This is a genomic window from Marinifilum sp. D737, from assembly GCF_026672275.1.
In the GTDB taxonomy this organism is placed as follows: Bacteria; Bacteroidota; Bacteroidia; order Bacteroidales; family Marinifilaceae; genus Marinifilum.
Genome location: NZ_JANQCD010000002.1, coordinates 228,668 through 250,934 on the forward strand (window position 1 = coordinate 228,668; position 22,267 = coordinate 250,934).

Here is a 22,267-nt window from a genome sequence, read left to right on the forward strand (position 1 = left end):
AAAATATAAAATTATTGTATTGATTTGGTTCCAATATATATCGAGGCAATACCAAAACTTAGTTTGATCTGTTTTGTTTCAGTAAAACCGCAAGCTTCATAAATCTTTAGAAAAGCGTCACCATCAGGGAAAGCATCAACAGATTCGGGCAAGTAAGTGTATGCCGAAGCATCTTTTGACACCATTCTTCCCCAGAATGGAAGAATCCTAAAAAAGTAAAAATTATAAATCTGCTTAATTGGAAATCTTCTTGGTTTTGAAAATTCTAGAACCACCACTTTACCTCCAGGTCGAACCACACGGTTCATTTCTGACAATCCTTTTTCAAGGTTTTCAAAATTCCTAACACCAAAGGCCACCGTTATTGCATCAAAAGTGTTATCCTCGAATTGAATATTTTCAGAATCTCCTTCCAACAATTCAATTTTATGCGATAAGTTTTTCTTTGAAATTTTTTCTCTCCCTACAGCCAACATTTCGGTAGAGATATCAATTCCTACAACCTTATCGGGATTCAATTTTAGGTTAGCCAAAGCAAAGTCTCCAGTTCCTGTAGCAATATCCAAAACCATTTTCGGCTGCAAAGGTTTCAATAACTTTACCGCCTTCTTTCTCCACAACTTATCAATTCCCATTGACAAAACATGATTTAAAAAATCATATTTCTTTGCAATATTATTGAACATCAGGGCAACTTGTGCCTTCTTCCCTTTATCTAAATCTTTGTATGGATTTACCACGAACTTTCTTTTCAAATTAATAGTGAGGAAATCTAGTAACAGATCTTATAGATTTCAAAAACAATGCGATCGTTATCAATTTACGATCGCACAAATATAGTGAATGAAAAACAAAGAACCATTATCTGATTCTTTGTTATCTGTAATCTTAATATTTTCAGCAAATATCTATCCGATAATATTATTTTTCATGTAAATTTTCTTGTATTCATCAATATAACCGTATGAGAGATCATCAATTCTTAGTTCTCCTTTTGTGATGTGTCCTAAAGTAGAAAATGGCAAACCACTTTCCATCATCATGTCAACAAATTCGTTTTCATTTTCCATTGATACTGAAACTACAACCCTACCCTGAGCTTCGCCAAATAAGAAGGCATCCATACGCACCTCGGCAGGCGAAGTAATGTCAAAGCCTAAACCAAGTGGCATCGATGACTCGATCAGGTTAAAGAACAATCCTCCACGCTCAACGCTGTGAGCAGAACAAATCAGTTTAGCTTCTATTAATTTGGTTACCGTTTCATTAATTGCTTTTTCATCCTCAATATTGAAATATGGAATTCCCACCTGACACTTTTGGTGATAAGAACACAAATACTCTGAACCCGATATGTCATTTCTGGATTTACCGATTAAGAAAATCATTTCACCTTTGTTTCTAAAAATGTACGACATATGATTCTCCTTATTTGGCAAAGCTCCCATCATGGCAATAACAGGTGTTGGATTTATGGCTTTTCGCTTTCCTAAAACAGAACTTTCATTGTAAAAGCTCACATTTCCTCCAACTACCGGAGTTTCAAAATAAGAACTTGCTTTGGCGACTCCTTTTATTGTTGCCACAAATTGAGAATAGACATTTTCTTCAAGCGGACTTCCAAAGTTCAAACAATCATTTATTGCTAATGGCTTACCTCCCGAACAAACAATTCTTCTGGCGGCTCGAGCAATATTAATTTGTGCTCCTACATATGCATTATTAAGAGAATACACCGAATTACCTGATACAGTAAAGCAAACTGCTTTCTTATCATTTCCAAAAAATGTGATTTGAGCATCGGATGGAGAATTGTCTCTGTCTTCTATATTTCTTTGAAGATGCTCCTTGATTACAAGATTAGGATTGTTCACCATCTTATTAATCACTTTCCAATAATTATCAGGTTCTGGAATGGTTTCAAGGTAATCTATGGTATCAACCTGAGCCAAATCATGAAATTTGCGGTCTGCTTGTGGAGCTCCATATCCCATTACCAAATCCTTAGCAATTACTTCGGCAACTAATTTTGAGCTCTCAAAAAATCTGATCGACTTATTATTGGTTAATGCACCAATCTCCTCGCAAACAAGTTTGTGCTCTTCAAATGTTTTCTGAATTAAGTCTGCATTTTTCTTATCTGCTACCAACAGGAATCGCTCTTGTGTTCTCGAAAGAAGAACTTCCTCAACCTTAATTCCATTCTGACTTAGAGGTATTTTATTTAAATCAATATCGATTCCTGTATTGGCATAAGCACTTACTACAGAACATGAATTAATGATACCCGCCATATCCATATTTTCAACTCTTACCAATGCATCCTGATCATTAAGTTTCAGAATCACTTCAGTTAGCGAATTGCCAAGATCTGGATTTCCTTTTGGAATTGTAAAACTCTCATTTTGTCCGAAGACGCCTTCGGAACCTGTTGGATTTCCAACAATGAACAACACCTGACCTGCTTCTAGTTTTCTATTGAAAAGAAGTTTATCTTTTGAAACAAGTCCGGCCACCATTACATTTACAATGGGGTTTGTATCGTATGATGAATTGTAGAAAATTTCGCTTCCAATATCTTCTATGTATAAAACATTTGAATAATCATTTATCCCCTTAATGATTTCATCCATCAACCATTTTGTCCTATCCAAAGTAGAATCACCAAATCGTAATGAATTGAGAATAATTTGCGGCTTGGCACCAAGTGAAACAATATCTCTACACACATCACCAACACATGTCGCAGCCCCTTGATATGGATCAATACCGGAAGGATGATTGTGTGTTCCCATTTTGAATACACAATATTCTCCATTTCCTAAATCAACAACTCCTGCACTCGATTCTCTTGCACCTGAAATAATATATTCGCCTTTGTTAGGCAGCGATGATATCCATGAAACAGAACTTTTGTAAGATAAGTTCTCTGACCACATAACAGAATAAATCTGTAGTTCTAATAAATTAGGATTTCGACCTAAACTTTCTACGATCTTATCGTATGATTCTTTATCTATGCCAAGATCTTCGGCAACCTGAACTGATACATCTTGTTTTTCCATGGCGCAAGTTTATTGGTGATGAATATTTTAAATTTAAAAAAAATAAGATAGGAACACGAATTATCACCTTAGTTTTTACCTTTACAACTCCAAGAAAAGATTGATTGTAAATTACAGTCTCAACAACAAAACAAAATTAATATCACAAATACAAAATGACTAAAATTGCTTTTATAACAGGTGCTACAGCAGGCATCGGTGAAGCTTGTGCCAAAAAAATGGCAAAAGTGGGATACGACCTTATTATTTCGGGAAGAAGAGAAGAAAATTTAAACCGATTAGAAGAGGAAATTCTTAAAGAGTATCCATGTAATATCCGTAAATTGGTTTTGGATGTAAGACAACAAGAAGAGGTTTTCGAAAAAATCAATGAATTACCTGAAGAATGGAAAAAGATTGACCTTTTGGTAAACAATGCTGGATTGGCAGTTGGCGTTTCGGCACTACAAGATGGGGTTATTGATGATTGGGAAAGAATGATTGACACCAACATTAAAGGGTTACTTTACATTACTAAAGCTGTAAGTCCTTTGATGATAGAAAGAAAACAAGGTCATATCATAAATGTTACTTCAATTGCTGGAAAAGAAGTATATCCAGGAGGAAATGTTTATTGCGCCACAAAACATGCTGCAGATGCTTTAACCAAAGGGATGAGAATCGATATGCTTCCTCATAACATCAAAGTTTCCTCGATTGCTCCGGGTATGGTTGAAACAGAATTCTCTATTGTTCGATTTAAAGGGGATAAAGATAAAGCTGACCAGGTTTACAATGGTTTTACCCCATTATATGCGGAAGACATAGCTGATACTGTAGAGTTTATTGCAACTCGTCCTGCTCACGTGAACATTAACGATATTCTTATCATGCCAACAGCCCAAGCTTCAGCAAGAGATGTTGTGCGTAACTAATAAGCCGATATTCATTCATCATTTTTAAACCAAATCTGATTTTCTGCAGCTATTTTTTTTCGAACTCGGATTAATAAGTACATGAAATTTCCTCGGATTCGATGATCCAACGGCCAGGAATAAACTGTTTGGATTTAATATGAATGGTTTTGGCTAATTGATCGCCCGTAACGGCAAGAATTCGATTCATTTTTCCGATAAATAAAAACTTAAAATTTCGGCTGATCAAGGCAGCAAAGCTTTCGAACAGCCGGAATTCTTTCCTTCCACCATAAATTACAGATGGTCGATAAATGGTAACCGACTCAAATTCCAGAGAGTTAATAAAACATTCGGCCTCGCCTTTAACTCTTTGATAGAAAAAATAAGATTCCGGACTAGCTCCTATCGCACTAATCAAATGAAAGTTACCAATCCCCTTTTCCTCACAAACCTTCGCAAACTTTGTAATATATTCGTAATCGATCGTTCTGAAATTTTCTTTTGTTTGAGCCTTTCTTATTGTTGTTCCGATACAACAAAATGCCACATCAATCTCAGAAGGTATTTGTTCACAAGTAAAAGATTCAAAATCTATTACAATCTGCTCCAAGTTTGGATGATTCATGGACAATCTCTTTCTAACCAAAGCATAAACTTTTGTATAATCCTGATCTGCCAATATACGTTTCAATAATTTTGCTCCCGTAAATCCAGAAGCTCCACTTACAATTGCCTTCATAATACAATAATTTAAGAGGTTTGGTACTCTATTTAAAGGCAAGTTACGGCTTTCACGATAAAATCAAAAACACAAAAAGGCTTTTGCTCACACAAAAACCTTTTTCTTAAAATTTAACCTATTTATGTTACTTGATAAATGATTTTATCTTTTCCAACAACAGCTCCTTTTTAATTGGTTTCGAAAGATAATCGTCACAGCCAATTTCGAGAGCTTTATCTTTATCGCCATTCATAGCATAAGCTGTTTGAGCTATAATTGTTAAGTTTGGATTAAACTTCTTTATTTCAATAGTTGCTTTCATACCATCAACTTCTGGCATTCTCATATCCATTAACACCAAATCGATATTATTTTCCTCTTTACAAATACGGATGGCTTCAGCGCCATTTTCAGCCCGTATAACTTTGTACTTGTTTCTTTTTAAAATTGTCTCTATCAATCTATAATTAGAAAGCTCATCTTCAGCAACCAATATTGTTGGAATATGGTTCGTATCTACTTTTGGCAATTCTATCTTCATGCTTTCCTCTTTTGAAAGAATACAATCCATCACCAAAGTAAATGTGGATCCTTTATTTGGTTCGGATTCAACTTCAATTCTTCCTCCAAGCATGTCCATTATCTTTTTGGAAATTGCCAAGCCCATTCCTGTACCTCCAAATGTTCTTGTAATTGAATCATCAACCTGGCGAAATTTATCAAAAATAATATCCTTCTTATCTTTTTCTATTCCTACGCCCGTATCCTTAACGTATAACTTTAATTTTTCCCCATCAACAAAATAACCAAACTCAACTGATCCTTCGTTGGTAAACTTTAGTCCATTTTTAAATAGATTCATTACCACCTGCATAAGCCTTTGAAAATCGCTACGAACCAGTATTTTTGAATATCTTTCATCTGCAGTAAATTTTAAAGTCAATCGTTCTTTATTTTCCAATATCTGTTTTTTAGCTGCCAATTTTTTTGCCTCACATAAAAAGTTATCCATCAAGAACTCTTCTTCCACTTTCTTAATATTTCCGGATTCAATCATCGTAAAATTTAAGATGTCCTCTATCACCTCAAGTAATTGGTTTCCACTTTTATTTATTAATTGTACAAATTCTAATATTTCTTCAATATTCATAGAATCATTACACAAATTCGAAAATCCTATTACTGCATTTAATGGAGTTCTTAATTCATGAGAAACATTTGCCATAAAAGCAGACTTCATTCTGTCCGATTCTTCGGCCTTATTTTTTGCTTCTAATAAATCTTTCTCTATTTTTTTACTTTCTGTTATGTCTTCTTTGGTAGCCATATAATGAGTTATTCTTCCAAACTCATCTTTAATTGCAGAAAAACTTGCTCGTTCCCAATATAACTCCTTATTCTTTTTAACATTCAAAAACTCACAATTCCATTCTTCTCCATTTTTCAGGTGTTCCCACATTTGCTTGTATACATCCTTAGGGGTAAATCCTGATTTCAGGATTCGAGGATTTTTTCCTATTACCTCTTCAGCACTATATCCAGATATTTGACTGAACTTAGGATTTACATATTCAATATCTCCATCTCTATTAGTAATAACTATTGAAGCAGGACTTTGTTCCATGGAGCGATGCAAGGTTTTTAACTCCATTTCTCTTTTTTTTCTTTTAACCCCCAAAGCAATCTGCACCGAAACAATTTCTAATAACTTTAAAGTATCTGAGTCAAGATTTGATGAATATGTATAAGATGAAATTCCAAATACTCCTAGAACCAGCTCATTGTCAATAAGAGGAAAACCAATCCATCGCTTTGGAATTTGGCCCAAAGACAAAGCATTCTCTTCAACAATTTCTTTTATTTGGTGTTCATCAAGATTTAACTTTTTTTTCCTTCGAATTGCAGTAAAACTAATTGATTCTGAAAAACTCAACCTATTATATTTAAAGGATTTCTGACCAAAAGAACGCAAAGATCTATTGGTTGGTGAAATTAAATCAAGAAACATTTCACCATTACCCACAACAGGTTGTAACAAATCACCTATACTATGAACCAATTCCACCTGACTTAAAGAAGAATTCAGAATATCCGTGATCCCATAAATGATATGCTCCTGCTTTTGTTTCCAAATCTCTACAGTTATGTTACGGTAAATGGCATAAACCGCAACTTTCTCTTTATCAAGAAATATTGGTTTTCCTGTTACCTGTACATGAATTTGTTTTCCATACTTGGTTTGACGCACTGTAGTGAAATCCAATACTTGTCCTAAAGATGCTTGTTTTGTATACTTTTTGCCTTCTTCTTTAAAGTTTTCAGGAACAATTAAATCATTAATTTTTTCTGACAATGCCTCTTCCAGAGTATATTCAAACAATTTTTCGAATTCTTTATTTACTCTTATCACCCTATCTTCATTATCAAGAATCACTATTGCATCAGGTGAATTTTCAAATAAATTCTCAAAAAAAGTTTTTTGAACTCGAATTTCATTCGTGGCTTCCTTATTCTTTTCGATTTCGTTTCGCAATTCATAACTCATCTCAAATTGAGACTCAATTCCCTTTGCAAACCGTATGGATTTTTCGATATTCTCTTCTATTTCCTCTCGGGAAAGCACTTTTAGCAAGTTAGCCTCCAAGGCTTCTTCATTACTTAGTTTCTCCCCATTGGCAATTTTAACGGCTATTGGATCATTCTCTTCAACAAATTGCCCGTACACAAAATATCCATAAAGTTCACCACTAATTTTAACCGGGACAAAAACACCTCTGGCATGTGGTCCATATTTAATTTCAATACAAGCATCTTTCCGCTCGCTTTTCATCTTTGAAATTTTGTCAAAAAGACTCTCCCCATCTTTAATTAATCCTCCATTAAAGAGTGTCATAGCTTGGCAGCTGCAGCTATTTACATATTTGTCTTCAAAATTCATTAACAAACAAGGGCAACCACTTAATTCCGAAAAAACATTAAGCATCATTAGTAAGCTATTCGGATTTTGAATATCTCTAAAATGATCCAGACTACTCTTATTCATTTCATTTTCATCGCATTTACACAGAGATTTTTTGGGGTCTTGAGATAAATCTTTAGTCATAAAATTTTCATAGATATTATTTAGGTAGTGTATACTGAATTTAGTCAGAATTGTTCCCCTTTTTAGATAAAAAAAAATCACACAACAAAAGTATAAACACTATGTAAAACATCCTATCCAGCAACTTTTTAACAAATCACAATTTTATCTCAATTATTAACTTAATAATTAATCACACCAAACGAGTTTTCAAATCATTTTTGGGCTCAGACCAAATTTTTAATAAATTTGACTATATCATAAAAAGGTCATGCAAAAACTTATTGGATTCAATATCAAGAGGAATAAAAAATTATTGGTGTCAGATATTATAAAATTTTACGAAGTAAGAGGTTATGAATTGACTGATGCTAATGCTCATGGTATGACCTTTAAACGAGGTAACATTTGGGGAAATATGACTTCTCTAAATCCCACGAAATGGAGAACAAAGGTGAACATTGAAATTATCAAAAAGGAAAGGATGGATTATAACATTTATGCCACCTACAAATTCACCACATCTGGCTTTTTTAGAACTAAAATTGAAGATAATTATTACAACGAAGAACTAAATGCCTTTTCAAAAGCAATAGAAAAATTCGAGCTTGATAGTGATTTCATAGAAACGATTGTAGCTAAAACCAATAAATCTAATTTTCACTTACTAACAAATTCTTTTTTACTAGGTATTCCAACTGCACTATTAATCATCCTGACAATTAACAGTCTTATCAACAACACATTACCAACTCTTATTGCTTCAGCAATTACTGCAATTGCAATTATTGGTTTTTATGTAATTTTTGTAAAATTAAGGGGGAAAGCTTAATCATTTATTACAAGAAGATAATTAATTTCCTGCTGCACAAGAGAAAACAATACAGTATAAGCTTTATTTTAATGCAAATATATATTTTTTTAAAACGTTTGCACCATGTTTTAAAACTTATTTCAAACGTATGCGTAATTCAAACATTATTGATAGTTTTGACCTAACGATTAAAAAATCAAAGTACTGATAAGAATCGCGACTAATAATTTGAAGTTTGATGTTTACAAAGACCGAGAAAATCTATTTTTTCGGTCTTTTGTTTTAAAATCGACTTATAAAACCAAAGTGAATTTTAGCACTTCTTAAATCAAAACTCTGATTTTCTTGTTTACCTGAAGCATAGTTTAAACTAAAAACTCCTGCTTTTGTTGCAAAACTCAAACCAAACCCTACTCCAATTGGATAATCCTCTGTACTACTATCCAAAATTTCACTTTTATAGTAAGCTAAGTCTGTAAACAAATAAAAACTCGTATTTTTTTCCGGAATAAATCGCAATTCATTGCTTACAATAGAATACCTCGACGCCCTGAATGAAGCTTCATCAAATCCTCGCAGGCTGTTTAGACCACCAATTTTAAACAAATCATTTACAAACAAATTATCTGATTTTAAAAATCCAGATTGATTTTTCACTCTATAACTGATCTTATTGCTAAGCGGAAAATTGATTTCTCCTTTCCATTTTATATTTAGAACCGAACTATTCAAATCAATACCATTATAAAGGCGATCTGGAATCTTTCTGTTTTTTTCAATTTTATGCTTCCCTATTCCAATTGAGCTATTGAATTGCCATCCCCGTTTAGGATTAAAAGGATAATCCAAATTTGAATAATTAAATCCCACTCCTCCCATATGTGTTTTTACGTCGGCATAATCGGGCAATACAGCAATTCCACTTAATTGTGAAGTAGATATTAATGAAGATGAATGGTATTCGTAATATAATTTTACATGACGGTTCCCTTTTTGAAAAAGTTTAAAGCCAAAATTTAAATTGGTTGAAAGGTAAGTTGTATCCTGTTTGGAGAGTGTAAAATCAAAATCCAGGCCAATATTTCTTATCAAATATGGATGCATAAATCCTAGAGTTAAATCTTGACTTTTGGTATCGATTTTTTTCCAACTTAATTTAATTTCTTCCCCAATTCGAAATGCATTATTCAAAAGTAAATTGATTTCTCCGGTTACAGCCAAACTCTCATCATCATCCTGATCTGATTGCAAACCAAGAATTCCATCAAATCGATTTGATGCTTGCCGATCCAAATAGGTATACAAAACTGCTTTATTCTTCACAAATTCTACCTCAGCCGGCTTAAGTTCTTTACAAAAACTCAAATTATTAATTCTTGCAGATACTTTACTAAGGGTATTTTCACTAAAAGGAGAATTGGGTGTAACATCCAGATATTTCATTATAAACTCATTTCTCACTTTAAGTTTTCCTTTTAATTTTATACTATCCCATACAACAAATTTTCCTTTCTCTATATTCCAGGTAACATCCAATTTAGAGTTCCGAATATTAACACTATCGTTATAGATTTTCGCAAATGGATACCCTTTATTATTATATGTCTCTATAATTTTTTGCTGATATTTTGCCATCTCACTTAGCTGAATCCTTTTATGATTATATAATCTAAAAGAAAAATTCATAGAATCTTTTTGATTAACTCCCTGGTGAGAGATGCGATTTAGAAAGTACTTGTCTCCAATATGAATAAAGGCCAATAACTTATCGTTTTTTGAAACCAGAGAATCCAAATTTGCTTCCAGATATCCCAATTGTCTTGCTTTTTGTATTTTATAGTCTAATTTGCTTAGTGCTACATCCACATCAGAATATTTCCCCTGAATTCGATACAACGACTTTGCAATACGTACAGAATTATTTTCTACAAACACATTCAACTGAACTTTATGCTGGGATAATACAGTAATCCAACCCATTAGAAGAAAAACTCCTATGAAAATTATCTTTTTCATATTTATAAAATTCACCAAACTATATAAAGACTTGTTGATACACAATTTTTTAACCCAACGAAATTACAAGCATAAGATTATAATTAACCACAATTAGAACTTTTTTTTATATCTTTTCGAAAATTTTTAAACTTAATCTCGATCATAAATTTATTACCTATGAAAAAAACACTTTATGCCATAGCCGTTATATTTCTTTTAGGATTATTTACCAGTTCGTGTGCAGTTGACAAAAAATGCCCTGCATATACTAAAGTAGATACAAGCAATACAATAAAAAAAGCTTAATCCTAAGAAAAAATCTCATGAAAATGAGGTTTTTTTTTGTTTATGAAGTACAATTGCAATCGTTTTAATCTGCTTTATCAATTTGATTTAGTGTTTATTAAACAGGAATCCTTCGGTAAAAATATCTTGTTTTTTTTTCATTTTTTCTATACAAAATATTTTTAAAATACATACTTTTGCCATTGAGAAACAAAGGGTTTATAAATTAAAATTTATACACAATGTCAAAGATTAAAATTGGTATCAATGGATTTGGCCGTATCGGACGTTTCGTATTCCGTCAGGCTATCGCTAAAGGAAACATCGAAGTAGTTGGAATTAACGACCTTATCGATGTAGAGTACATGGCTTACATGTTGAAATATGATTCTACTCACGGTAAATTCAACGGTGAAGTTGAAGTTAAAGATGGTCAGTTAGTTGTTAATGGAAATGTAGTTCGTGTTACTGCTGAAAGAAATCCTGCTGATATTAACTGGGGTGCTATTGAAGCTGAGTACGTTGTAGAATCTACAGGTCTTTTCTTAACTAAAGAATCTGCTCAAGGTCACATCGATGCTGGTGCTAAGAAAGTAGTAATGTCTGCTCCATCAAAAGATGATACTCCAATGTTCGTTATGGGTGTTAACAACAAAGAATACACTAACGACATGACTTTCGTTTCTAACGCTTCTTGTACTACTAACTGTTTAGCTCCTGTTGCAAAAGTATTGAACGACAAATTCGGTATTATCGAAGGTTTAATGACTACTGTACACGCAACTACTGCTACTCAAAAAACAGTTGACGGTCCTTCTATGAAAGACTGGAGAGGTGGACGTGGTGCTGGTCAAAACATCATTCCTTCATCAACTGGTGCTGCAAAAGCTGTAGGAAAAGTAATTCCTGCGTTGAACGGTAAATTGACTGGTATGTCATTCCGTGTTCCAACTCCAGACGTATCTGTTGTTGACTTAACTGTTCGTTTAGAAAAAGAAACTACTTACGAAGCTATTTGTGCTGCAATGAAAGAAGCTTCAGAAGGTGACTTAGCTGGTGTATTAGGATATACTGAAGATGCTGTTGTATCTAACGACTTCGTTGGTGACGCAAGAACTTCTATCTTCGATGCAGGTGCTGGTATTCAGTTATCTCCAACTTTCGTTAAAGTTGTATCTTGGTATGATAACGAAATGGGTTACTCTACTAAAGTATGCGAATTGATCGAATACATGGATTCAGTAAAATAATCCATACAAAATATAAGATTAAAAGACTCCGATTTTCGGGGTCTTTTTTTTTGAACATATATGATATAAAACACATAATTCTGCGAACAACGTAATCAGAAAAACCATATGTTTGCTCTGTAAATAGAGAAATAATTCGCTATTGTAAAAACTGAAATTACACTTAAACAACAATTTCAAAAAGAAAATGTTAGAACAATACCTAAAACATGAAGAGGCAAGGAAAGCCAAAGGAATTCCAGCCTTACCCTTGAATGCTGAGCAAACTCAAGATTTATGCAACTTATTGCAAAATCCTATTCAAGGAAAAGAAGATTTTTTACTTCACCTTTTTACTGAAAGAATTGCACCTGGTGTTGATGATTCAACTAAAGTTAAAGCTGAATTCTTAGGTCAAATTCTTACAAACGAAGTATCAACTCCATTAATCGACAAGAAAAAAGCGATTTCTATTCTTGGAACAATGATGGGTGGTTACAATGTTCAGGTATTGGTAGAAGCTTTGCAAAACGAAGAATTAGCTACGGATGCTGCCGAAGCACTTAAAGGCATTATTCTTGTTTACGATGCTTTCGAAACAGTAGCTGAGCTATCTAAAACCAACGCTGCTGCCAAAAGCGTAATCGAATCCTGGGCAAATGCAGAATGGTTTACTTCTCGTGAAGAGTTACCGGAAGAAATTAAATTAAAAGTTTACAAAGTTGAAGGTGAAATCAACACTGATGATTTCTCTCCTGCATCTCAAGCTTTTACTCGTCCTGATATTCCATTGCATGCTTTAGCTATGGGAGCTGGTCGTTTTGAAGATGGTATCGAAACTATTGCTGGCTGGCGAAAAGAAGGTCACAAAGTTGCTTTTGTAGGTGACGTTGTAGGTACTGGTTCTTCTCGTAAATCTGCTGCCAACTCATTGTTATGGCACATCGGTGAAGATATTCCATGTGTTCCAAACAAACGTACGGCTGGTGTAGTAATTGGTGGTGCTATTGCTCCAATTTTCTACAACACAACTCAGGATTCAGGTGGATTACCTATCACAACCGATGTTTCAGTATTAAATACTGGTGATGAAATCATCATTAACAATGTAAAAGGTGAAATCACTCGTGATGGCGAGGTTATTTCTACTTACACTTTAACTCCAGACACTCTAACTGATGAGTACAGAGCAGGAGGACGTATTCCTTTGATTATTGGTAAAGCGTTAACTGAAAAATCTCGTACTCTATTAGGAATGCCTGCTGCTGATATTTTTAAAGTAGCCAACAACCCTCAGCCAAAACCTGATCAAGGTTATACAATGGCTCAGAAAATTGTAGGTAAAGCTTGTGGAGTTGAAGGTGTATTGCCAGGAACATCATGTGCGCCAAAAATGACAACTGTAGGTTCTCAGGATACAACAGGTCCTATGACTCGTGATGAAATTAAAGAGTTGGCATGTTTGAAATTCGAAGCTCCAATGTTCATGCAGTCATTCTGTCACACTGCTGCTTATCCTAAAGCAACTGACGTTGCAATGCACAAAAGCATGCCTAAATTTATGGCAGATCGTAAAGGTGTACCATTGAAACAAGGTGATGGTGTAATTCACTCATGGTTGAACCGTTTATTGGTTCCTGATACTGTTGGTACAGGTGGTGACTCTCACACTCGTTTCCCATTGGGTATTTCATTCCCTGCAGGTTCAGGTTTGGTTGCTTTTGCCGGAGCATTAGGATTCATGCCACTAGATATGCCGGAATCAGTATTGGTTAAATTCAAAGGCAAGTTAAACCCAGGTATCACTTTACGTGATGTGGTAAATGCTATTCCATATTTCGCAATAAAGAACGGTCAGTTAACTGTTCCTAAGAAAAATAAAATCAACATTTTCAATGGTAAGATTATCGAGATGGAAGGTCTTGAGGATATTACTGTTGAGCAAGCATTTGAGTTAACTGATGCTACTGCAGAGCGTTCTGCAGCTGCTGGTTGTATTAAGTTATCAGAAGAACGTGTAGTAGAGTATGTAAAATCTAACGTTGCCTTGATGAAATCAATGATCAAGATGGGTTACGAAGATGCACAAACTATCCAAAACCGTATTGATGCTTGTAATGAGTGGTTGGCAAATCCAACATTGATCGAAAGAGATGAAAATGCAGAATATGCTGCTACTATCGAAATCGACCTTGCAGAAATTACTGAGCCAATCTTGTGTTGTCCAAACGATCCGGATGATGTAAAATTACTTTCTGAAGTTGAAAACACTGAAATCCAGGATGTATTCATTGGTTCATGTATGACTAACATTGGTCATTTCCGTGCTTGTGAAAAAGTTTGGAAAGGGTCAACTCCATCAGATAAGGTAAGAACCTATATGGCTCCTCCAACACGTATGGACGCAGCTGTATTGAAAGAAGAAGCTACTTTCTCAACTTTCTCTCAGTTAGGTGTTCGTGTTGAAACTCCTGGTTGTTCGCTTTGTATGGGTAACCAGTTGAGAGTACCAGATAATTCAACTGTATTCTCTACTTCTACTCGTAACTTTAACAACCGCATGGGTACGGGAGCTCAGGTTTACTTAGGATCTGCAGAACTTGGTGCAGTTGTTTCAGTAATGGGTAAATTACCAACTCCTGCTGAGTATATGGAAATGTACAAAGAGAAAATCCAAGAGCATGAAGCTGAAGTGTATAAATACATGCAGTTTGATGAAATGGATATGGAGGATGCTCTATACCAAAGAAGAGATCAATAATTAAATCTCAATATAATTGACAAAGCCGGTGTTTTTAACATCGGCTTTTTTCTTCGTATAAGTTTAGCTAAATTGCGAATTCACAACCAACTTATAACCTATAAAACTTATTTTTACCTTATTGATTGTAAGCAACCAATAAGCATTACTCCTGAATAATTAGCATTTAAAATGGCATAATAGAAAAAATATGTGGCAACAATTGATTCAATGGCTCGAGCACTTCCAAATCCAATGCTCATTTCAAAACTACTGGGGAGTTTGTTGTCCAGGTTGTGGTTTTCAATCTGCTTTATTAGAATTATTAAAAGGTAACATATGGGAATCTATTCAAACCTACCCTGCACTAATCCCAATTCTTGTCACAATCCTTCTCTTCTTTATAAAACTAAAAATCAATTCGAAACTAATTTCCATTACATTAAGATCTTCTTTCTTTTTAAGTATCATTCTCATACTTTCCAACTACATTATTAATCTTAGTTCGAGTTAAGCAATAACATTTAAATATTTGAAATAATTTCATGTAGGTTTTCATATTTAACAAGCAATTGGCAATCAGCCTCCAGCTGTTAGCTTTCAAATCACCAAATTAACTTTTAAGAACTATTGTAGCCAATTGCCTGATCTTTAAAATCAGTATAATACAAATTCTCAGTAATTAAATAAGAAGGTCTTATATCGAAATTACCTTATTAAATAATTCCATACAATTCTTATATTTGCATCGATTCAAAAATAGACCAATAAAGGTCTTTTAAGCTACAAATATCAATATGAAGATTCAGGAAAGAATTAGCGCATTTGTTGAACTAGGTAAGTTCTTAAAGCAATTTTCAAAGGAAGAAATACAAATTACAAAGCACGAGTTAAACACTCAATACTTTGAAGATTTTAAGGAATTACTAAACAGAGTTTCAATCGAAAACTTATGGTTCACTCCTAATCATGTTCGAGCTTCGATAAACGGTATTTGTCAATTCTTAACAGAACAGAATCTAAACCAATGGCTCGGAAAATACAATATTTCTGAGAACAACACCAACAAAAGTGTTGCAGTAATTATGGCAGGAAACATTCCAATGGTAGGTTTTCATGATATGCTTTCAGTTTTAATTTCTGGTCACACCTTCATTGGAAAACTATCTACCAAAGACAATCAATTGCTTGATTTCATTGCGAGACTTTTAATTAGCCTAAATACCGAATTCGAAAAGCTTATCAATTTTCAATCCGGACAATTAAATGGAGAAAAAAGCTTCGATGCAATTATAGCAACTGGAAGCAATAACTCGGCCCGATATTTTGATGCCTATTTTTCAAAGTATCCTAATATTATTAGACGAAACAGAAACTCTATCGCGGTAATATCTGGAAACGAAACCGAAGGAGAAATCAAAGCATTGGGTAATGATATTTTTCTTTATTTTGGTTTAGGGTGCAGAAATGTATCAAAGCTATACATCCCTCAGGATTACGATATTACTGATTTATTTAAACTTTGGGAAGATTATAAACACATCATCGATCATAGCAAATACGCTAACAACTACGATTATCAGCGATCACTACTATTAATGAATAAAATTCAACATTACGACAATGGATTTTTGCTTCTCCAGAAGAATACAGAAATTGCATCGCCTGTAGGTGTTGTTTACTTTGAATATTATTCCGAACTTCAGGATATCGAACAAAAACTAAAGCTTGATTCTGAGTTGATTCAATGTATTGTTGCTTCAAATTTAGATGATGCCGTTCCTTTTGGAAAAGCTCAGGAGCCTCAATTATGGGACTATGCTGACAATGTAGATACAATGCAATTTTTAACAAACTTATAAGAGAATTTACACAATGATATACAGATTTAAAATAACATCTACCGAGGTTGAAGATTTTGAGAGAGAGATAGAGATTGGACATGAACAAACATGGTTGGATATGCACAATGCAATTCAAGAATCTGTTGGATTCGATAGTTCTCAGATGGCCTCATTTTACCAAATAGGTGCAGATGGACAAAGAGGTTTGGAAATTGCATTATTTGAAATGAATACTGAAGATGATGATAACATGAATGTAGTTGCAATGGACGTTGCTATGATTCGTGAGTTCTCATCAAAAGAAAATCCTGACTTAATTTACGTATTCGACTTTTTCTCTGACAGACATTTCAATGTTGAATTAATTGATAAAGGAATTTCAAAGTCAACTTCTGATTACCCAAAGTGCATTGTTTCAAAAGGAGAAGCTCCACAACAAATAATGATGGATGCAGAAAATTTTGCTGGTCTGGATTTAGGCAGCATGGATACAGACACCAAAAAAGAAGCTCCAAAAACAGCCGACGATTACCTTGCTGATTTTGATGATGATTTTAATGAAGGTCCTGAATTTGAAAATCTGGATGATTACGAAGACATCCTGTAGCAATTATCAATTAATAATCAACAATTAGTAATACCAGCATTAGGCTAAACGCATTTATACATATTTAAAATGCGTTTAGCCTAATTGCACCCAAATCCATAATTCATAATTAGCCTTGTTCAAATGTCCAAGACCTTAGTTGTTATTCTAGGCCCAACCGGAGTAGGTAAAACTGATTTAAGTATCAATATTGCCAAGCATTTTAACACCGAAATCTCTTCATCCGATAGCAGACAAGTATATCGCGAAATGCGCATTGGCACAGCAGTTCCCGAATCGGAGCAACTAGCGGCTGTAAAGCATCATTTTATTCACACTCATTCCATACATGATTATTTTAGCTCATGGGAGTGCGAAAAACAAACATTGGCATTGCTTGAAAATCTTTTTCAAGAAAAAGATCAGGTTTTATTGGTTGGAGGCAGCATGATGTATATCGATGCGGTATGTAATGGTATTGATGACATCCCAACAATTGATCCTGATTTACGGAAAGAAGTTTTCGAAATTTACGAGAAGGAAGGCTTGGAGTATATGCGAATGCAATTAAAACAACTCGATCCCGTTTTTTACAATCAAGTCGATCTAAAGAATGCAAAGAGAGTAATCCACGCTGTTGAAATTTGCCTAATGGCAGGTAAACCATACTCCGAACTAAGGACTAATTCTAGAAAACAAAGGGACTTTGATATCGTTAAAATTGGATTAAATCGTGATCGCGAAGAACTTTACGATAGAATTAATCGAAGAGTAGATATCATGATCGAAGAAGGATTAATTGAAGAGGCAAAATCAGTTTTTGAATTCCGACATTACAACTCGCTAAATACGGTTGGCTACAAAGAGTTGTTTGAGCACTTCGAAGGAAAGATCAGTCTAGAGAAAGCCATTGAGCTGATCAAACGCAACTCCAGAAGGTATGCTAAACGCCAACTTTCATGGTTTAGAAGAGATGATGAAATTCAATGGTTCCATCCCGATCAGGAAAAAGAAATATTGGAGTATTTGGAATGTAAAATTGCGGATGAACGCGAATAAAAATCCGTATAAACTCGTCTAATTCGCCTTATTCGTGTGCTATTTATTCTGTTTTATTTATATCAGTGCTATTTATTAAATTCTATTTTATTGATAGAACCCCTTCCCAAATACACCAAATTCATCTTTTCCTAAAATTTTATGTTTCCATACAGCATCTAAAAATCCGATTCCATAGGCAAACAACTGCACAAAACTGGCCGCTAAGGCTTTTATGCTAATTGTAAACGATTTGGTTTTTGTTAATGCATCGGCAAAAACAAGAAACGTATACAAGAGTACCGGAAAGGCAAAAACTCTATGCACTGCTACTCCTAAAAGTAAAGCTCCTATTGTTCCCAACACAAAAAGCGATGGAAACAAAAAGAAAACCTTAAAGGTTTCAGGATAGTGTTTTGAAATTATGTAGCGAGTTTTTCCAAACCCAAAAACCTGCTTGTAAAATTTCTTAAAAGAGATTCTTCTTTTGTGAAATACGTATGCATCGCTTACCAATCGAGTTTCGAAACCACGTTTAATAACCTCAATGGCAAACACCATATCTTCACCTGGGTGCATTGTAGTAATGGGAAAGCCACCGGTATTTTCGTAAACTGCTTTCGAGAAACCCAGGTTAAAACTTCTGGGATGAAATTTATGCACCTGCTTCTTCCCTCCCCTAATTCCACCAGTAGTAAAAAAGGAAGTCATGGCATACGAAACTGCTTTCTGAAAATCAGAAAAATCATCCATTGCTCCATCTGGGCCTCCATAACAATCAACAAAATTCTCGCTTAATTCTTTATGGATGGTTTCCATATAATGAGCAGGCAAAATGCAGTCAGAATCAAAAAACAAAAAGTAATTCCCTTTTGCTTTGGCTAAACCATAATTTCGACCAATACTAGGACCTTGATTTTCTTTGTAATAATATGAAATATGAATTTGATCAGAATATGACTTACAAAGCTCTTCAGATCTTATGGAAGAGCCGTCTTCTACCACAACCAATTCAAACTCCTTATAAGTTTGAACAGCCAAACTATCAAGTAATTCCTTCATTTCATCCGGCCGATTGTATACCGGAACAATAATTGAAAATTGAATATCAGAATTCATTCTATAATTTTTGATTGAAGTAGAAAATTTCATCCATAGGTAATCGATATCTCTCGGCTACATCGGAAGGAAATTCCTTAGAGTATTTGCTTTCATTAACTGTAAAACCAGCTTTTTGTAATCGAGTTGTATAATCTAAACCATACAAACGAACATGGTCCTTTTGGCGATACAGTCTCTCCCTCTCCTTTGGATCGGTTACCGATGGATCCTCCTCTGTTTTTGGATTCTCAGTATCCATTGGCACTTGAAGAATTGCAAATCCATTTGGTTTTAGAATTCTGTGCAACTCACTCATGGCTTTTGAGTCGCTATCTACATGTTCCAACACATGATTGCAAATTACCACATCAAATGTATTCTCATCAAATGGAATTTCTTGCACATCGAAATGAACATCGGCAATTGGAGATTCCAAATCGCCTGTTGTATAATCTAAATTCGATAAAGCTTTAAACCTTTTATAGAAACACTGCTCTGGTGCAATGTGTAAAACCTTTAAATTCTTACTAAAAAAATCTGTTTCATTCTTAAGATACAACCACATCAATCGATGCCTTTCCAAGGATAGACATCTTGGACACAAACAATTGTCTCTTCCTGTTTCTTTGGTATATCCGTAAGGTAAAAACTTCCTAAACTTGCCACCACAAACCGGACATTCAACTTTATTACCAATTAAAAAAACAGCAATAACTCTATTAATTAATAAACTGAGCCGAATTAAAAACGGACGAGGAAATATTTGTAGTAATAATCTTATAACTCCTTTTATCACGATTATAAATATTTAATGATTAAGGTTCAATGATTAATTTGTAAAACTTCATTAACCATTAATAATTTAACTTTAATCACTGAGATCAGATTTCTTTTTCGATTTGGTATGTATTTCTTTCCGACGAGCTACGACTAACCAGTTCAGCAACAAATCCAGTTAAAAACAATTGAGTACCAATAATCATGGTAGCCAATGCAATGTAAAAATAAGGACTATCGGTTACCAAAGGAGCTTTAATCCCCTGACTGATACTGTATATTTTTTGGAATCCAATCCAGGCTGACGCAAAGAATCCAACAAAAAACATGAGTGTACCCAATAAACCAAAAAAGTGCATTGGTTTTTTACCAAACTTGCTAATGAACGTGATTGATAGCAGATCAAGAAATCCATTAATGAAACGATTCAAACCAAATTTGGTAATTCCGTATTTTCTTTCCTGATGCTGCACTACCTTTTCAGTGATTTTAACAAAACCGGCCTGTTTGGCAAGAATTGGAATATATCTATGCATTTCTCCATACACTTCTATACTCTTAATTACTTTGTTCTTATATGCTTTTAGTCCACAATTAAAGTCGTGCAATTTAATACCCGACATGGCACGAGCCGTTCTATTAAAAAACTTACTAGGAATGGTTTTTGAAATTGGATCGTATCTTTTTTGTTTCCACCCCGACACCAAATCAAAATCTTCTTCTATTATCATGCGATACAACTCCGGAATTTCATCTGGAGAATCTTGCAAATCTGCATCCATGGTAATTACAACATCACCTTGTGCTAGTTCAAATCCGCTAAAAAGTGCCGCCGATTTTCCATAATTTCTACGAAATTTGATTCCACGCACTGCCGAATATTTCTTCTGTAACTTCTCAATTACCTCCCACGAGGTATCATTACTTCCATCATCGACCATAATAACCTCATGGCTGAAATTATTTTGAGTCATTACTCTATCAATCCATGCCACCAATTCGGGAATCGATTCGTCCTCGTTAAACAAAGGAACTACTACTGAAATATCCATACCTTGTATTTATTGATTTTTTGAATCGTTAAATTTATCAATAGGACTGTTATTAAACAAATTTCTCTTTTGTCGAAAGAAAAATGCCACTATTAATGAAAAGAAAACTCCAGCCATAACTTTTCCTAACCACTGGCTGAATGCAAAAATACCAGGAGTAATTTTCCTGTAAAATGCCATTAACAATTCTATCTGATCATCGTCATAACCAATCTCCACAAGTCCCTTTTCGGTAAAGTCGACAGCTTCCTGTAATATTCCTCCATCAAAATAACTTGTAAGAATGTATATATACATAGCATAAAAAGATGAAGCTACAGCAATCATTAAAGTTCCAGCAACAAAAGCACGGCCATATGAAATAACACCAAATAGTACCTCATCACGATATTTTCTTACGCCAAAATAAATTCCCAAAATAATCAGGCCTCTGTTTATAAACAACAGCGTAGGATTGTAATTAATCGAAACACCTTTCCAGTAAAACGTTAATGATGCCAATATTAATACGGCTCCCACTAAAGACCCAAATAAAAATGAGTGCTTAAATAAAGTTTTGTAGTACATTTTAATTCTTTTGTGATTTTTCGAACACAAAGATATCCGTTTTTACCGTAATGTATCGCTTAAAAAAGCTTAATTATTACAATCCGAAACAGCTGTTTTTACAACAAGAGCAGAAATTTGAAAATTTATTGACATTTTTTTAAAAAATTATTTCTCTGAAAATAAAACCATTGCTGCATTCCATGAAAAAATTGTAGGAAGAAGTTTCATATTTTATTTGCGGGGAAACAACTTTTTTCTACTTTTGTCGTCGGGTAAGCACTACGCGACCAGCTCCTACTGAATCCCCCCAGGGTCGGAAGGCAGCAAGGGTAAGTGGTTGTAGCGGTGCGACGTTTTTGCTTACCCACTTTTTTTATGCCTTTTTGGTTTAAAAATGCCGATGTAGCTCAGCTGGCTAGAGCAGCTGATTTGTAATCAGCAGGTCGTGGGTTCGAGTCCCTCCATCGGCTCAAAAAAAAAGAATCGTTGT

The 22,267-nt window shown here is 34.3% G+C and carries 17 protein-coding genes, 1 tRNA gene and 1 other RNA gene; 10 read left to right on the forward strand and 9 right to left on the reverse strand.

Annotated elements, in window-relative coordinates:
- Positions 1 to 11 precede the first annotated feature (11 nt).
- The gene (ubiE, locus tag NQ163_RS03270; protein WP_268188853.1) at positions 12 to 755 is read right to left on the reverse strand and encodes a bifunctional demethylmenaquinone methyltransferase/2-methoxy-6-polyprenyl-1,4-benzoquinol methylase UbiE; all 744 of its coding nucleotides are present in this window, start codon (positions 753 to 755) and stop codon (positions 12 to 14) included.
- 153 nt (positions 756 to 908) lie between these two features.
- Positions 909 to 3,065: a phosphoribosylformylglycinamidine synthase subunit PurL gene (gene purL / locus NQ163_RS03275; RefSeq protein WP_268188854.1), complete on the reverse strand. Its 2,157-nt coding sequence runs from the start codon at positions 3,063 to 3,065 to the stop codon at positions 909 to 911.
- A gap of 155 nt (positions 3,066 to 3,220) precedes the next feature.
- Between purL and NQ163_RS03280 the strand changes: the two genes are divergently transcribed.
- Positions 3,221 to 3,979 (forward strand): SDR family NAD(P)-dependent oxidoreductase, encoded by a 759-nt coding sequence (locus NQ163_RS03280; RefSeq protein WP_268188855.1) that lies wholly within the window; start codon positions 3,221 to 3,223, stop codon positions 3,977 to 3,979.
- Positions 3,980 to 4,049: 70 nt separating this feature from the next.
- On the opposite strand, the gene NQ163_RS03285 is transcribed toward NQ163_RS03280, so the two are convergent.
- Together NQ163_RS03285 and NQ163_RS03290 are read right to left on the reverse strand one after the other, a co-directional pair.
- Positions 4,050 to 4,700 (reverse strand): NAD(P)H-binding protein, encoded by a 651-nt coding sequence (locus tag NQ163_RS03285; RefSeq protein ID WP_268188856.1) that lies wholly within the window; start codon positions 4,698 to 4,700, stop codon positions 4,050 to 4,052.
- A gap of 127 nt (positions 4,701 to 4,827) precedes the next feature.
- Complete coding sequence (locus NQ163_RS03290; RefSeq protein WP_268188857.1) at positions 4,828 to 7,725, reverse strand: PAS domain S-box protein; 2,898 nt, start codon at positions 7,723 to 7,725, stop codon at positions 4,828 to 4,830.
- A 310-nt stretch (positions 7,726 to 8,035) separates the two neighbouring features.
- Between NQ163_RS03290 and NQ163_RS03295 the strand changes: the two genes are divergently transcribed.
- A complete protein-coding gene (locus tag NQ163_RS03295; protein ID WP_268188858.1) occupies positions 8,036 to 8,596 on the forward strand; it encodes a hypothetical protein in 561 nt (186 codons plus the stop codon).
- Between the two features lie 264 nt (positions 8,597 to 8,860).
- Here NQ163_RS03295 and NQ163_RS03300 read toward each other — a convergent pair whose 3' ends face one another.
- On the reverse strand, positions 8,861 to 10,594 hold the full coding sequence (locus tag NQ163_RS03300) for a BamA/TamA family outer membrane protein (RefSeq protein WP_268188859.1): 1,734 nt from the start codon (positions 10,592 to 10,594) through the stop codon (positions 8,861 to 8,863).
- Positions 10,595 to 11,103: 509 nt separating this feature from the next.
- Here NQ163_RS03300 and gap point away from each other — a divergent pair.
- The 6 genes from gap to miaA all read left to right on the forward strand — a co-directional run bounded on the left by gap (position 11,104) and on the right by miaA (position 18,319).
- The gene (gap, locus tag NQ163_RS03305; RefSeq protein WP_268188860.1) at positions 11,104 to 12,111 is read left to right on the forward strand and encodes a type I glyceraldehyde-3-phosphate dehydrogenase; all 1,008 of its coding nucleotides are present in this window, start codon (positions 11,104 to 11,106) and stop codon (positions 12,109 to 12,111) included.
- A gap of 187 nt (positions 12,112 to 12,298) precedes the next feature.
- Positions 12,299 to 14,851, forward strand: coding sequence for a bifunctional aconitate hydratase 2/2-methylisocitrate dehydratase (locus NQ163_RS03310; protein ID WP_268188861.1), 2,553 nt, complete (start codon positions 12,299 to 12,301; stop codon positions 14,849 to 14,851).
- Between the two features lie 190 nt (positions 14,852 to 15,041).
- The gene (locus tag NQ163_RS20800; RefSeq protein WP_442786016.1) at positions 15,042 to 15,344 is read left to right on the forward strand and encodes a DUF2752 domain-containing protein; all 303 of its coding nucleotides are present in this window, start codon (positions 15,042 to 15,044) and stop codon (positions 15,342 to 15,344) included.
- 283 nt (positions 15,345 to 15,627) lie between these two features.
- Positions 15,628 to 16,692 carry an acyl-CoA reductase gene (locus NQ163_RS03315; protein WP_268188862.1) on the forward strand — a complete coding sequence of 355 codons (1,065 nt, stop codon included), beginning with the start codon at positions 15,628 to 15,630 and terminating at the stop codon, positions 16,690 to 16,692.
- A 13-nt stretch (positions 16,693 to 16,705) separates the two neighbouring features.
- Entirely contained in the window at positions 16,706 to 17,281 is a 576-nt protein-coding gene (locus NQ163_RS03320) for an IS1096 element passenger TnpR family protein (protein WP_268188863.1), read from the forward strand.
- Between the two features lie 123 nt (positions 17,282 to 17,404).
- Positions 17,405 to 18,319 (forward strand): tRNA (adenosine(37)-N6)-dimethylallyltransferase MiaA, encoded by a 915-nt coding sequence (gene miaA / locus NQ163_RS03325; protein WP_268188864.1) that lies wholly within the window; start codon positions 17,405 to 17,407, stop codon positions 18,317 to 18,319.
- A gap of 87 nt (positions 18,320 to 18,406) precedes the next feature.
- Here miaA and NQ163_RS03330 read toward each other — a convergent pair whose 3' ends face one another.
- The 4 genes from NQ163_RS03330 to NQ163_RS03345 form a co-directional block, all read right to left on the reverse strand.
- Positions 18,407 to 19,417 (reverse strand): glycosyltransferase, encoded by a 1,011-nt coding sequence (locus NQ163_RS03330; protein ID WP_268188865.1) that lies wholly within the window; start codon positions 19,415 to 19,417, stop codon positions 18,407 to 18,409.
- 1 nt (position 19,418) lies between these two features.
- On the reverse strand, positions 19,419 to 20,195 hold the full coding sequence (locus NQ163_RS03335) for a class I SAM-dependent methyltransferase (protein ID WP_268188866.1): 777 nt from the start codon (positions 20,193 to 20,195) through the stop codon (positions 19,419 to 19,421).
- Between the two features lie 85 nt (positions 20,196 to 20,280).
- Positions 20,281 to 21,228: a glycosyltransferase family 2 protein gene (locus NQ163_RS03340; RefSeq protein WP_268188867.1), complete on the reverse strand. Its 948-nt coding sequence runs from the start codon at positions 21,226 to 21,228 to the stop codon at positions 20,281 to 20,283.
- A gap of 9 nt (positions 21,229 to 21,237) precedes the next feature.
- Positions 21,238 to 21,795 (reverse strand): DUF4199 domain-containing protein, encoded by a 558-nt coding sequence (locus tag NQ163_RS03345; protein WP_268188868.1) that lies wholly within the window; start codon positions 21,793 to 21,795, stop codon positions 21,238 to 21,240.
- A gap of 252 nt (positions 21,796 to 22,047) precedes the next feature.
- Here NQ163_RS03345 and ffs point away from each other — a divergent pair.
- An RNA gene (gene ffs, locus NQ163_RS03350) (signal recognition particle sRNA small type) lies at positions 22,048 to 22,146 on the forward strand.
- A gap of 27 nt (positions 22,147 to 22,173) precedes the next feature.
- A tRNA-Thr gene (locus NQ163_RS03355) sits at positions 22,174 to 22,247 on the forward strand.
- Positions 22,248 to 22,267: the final 20 nt, after the last annotated feature.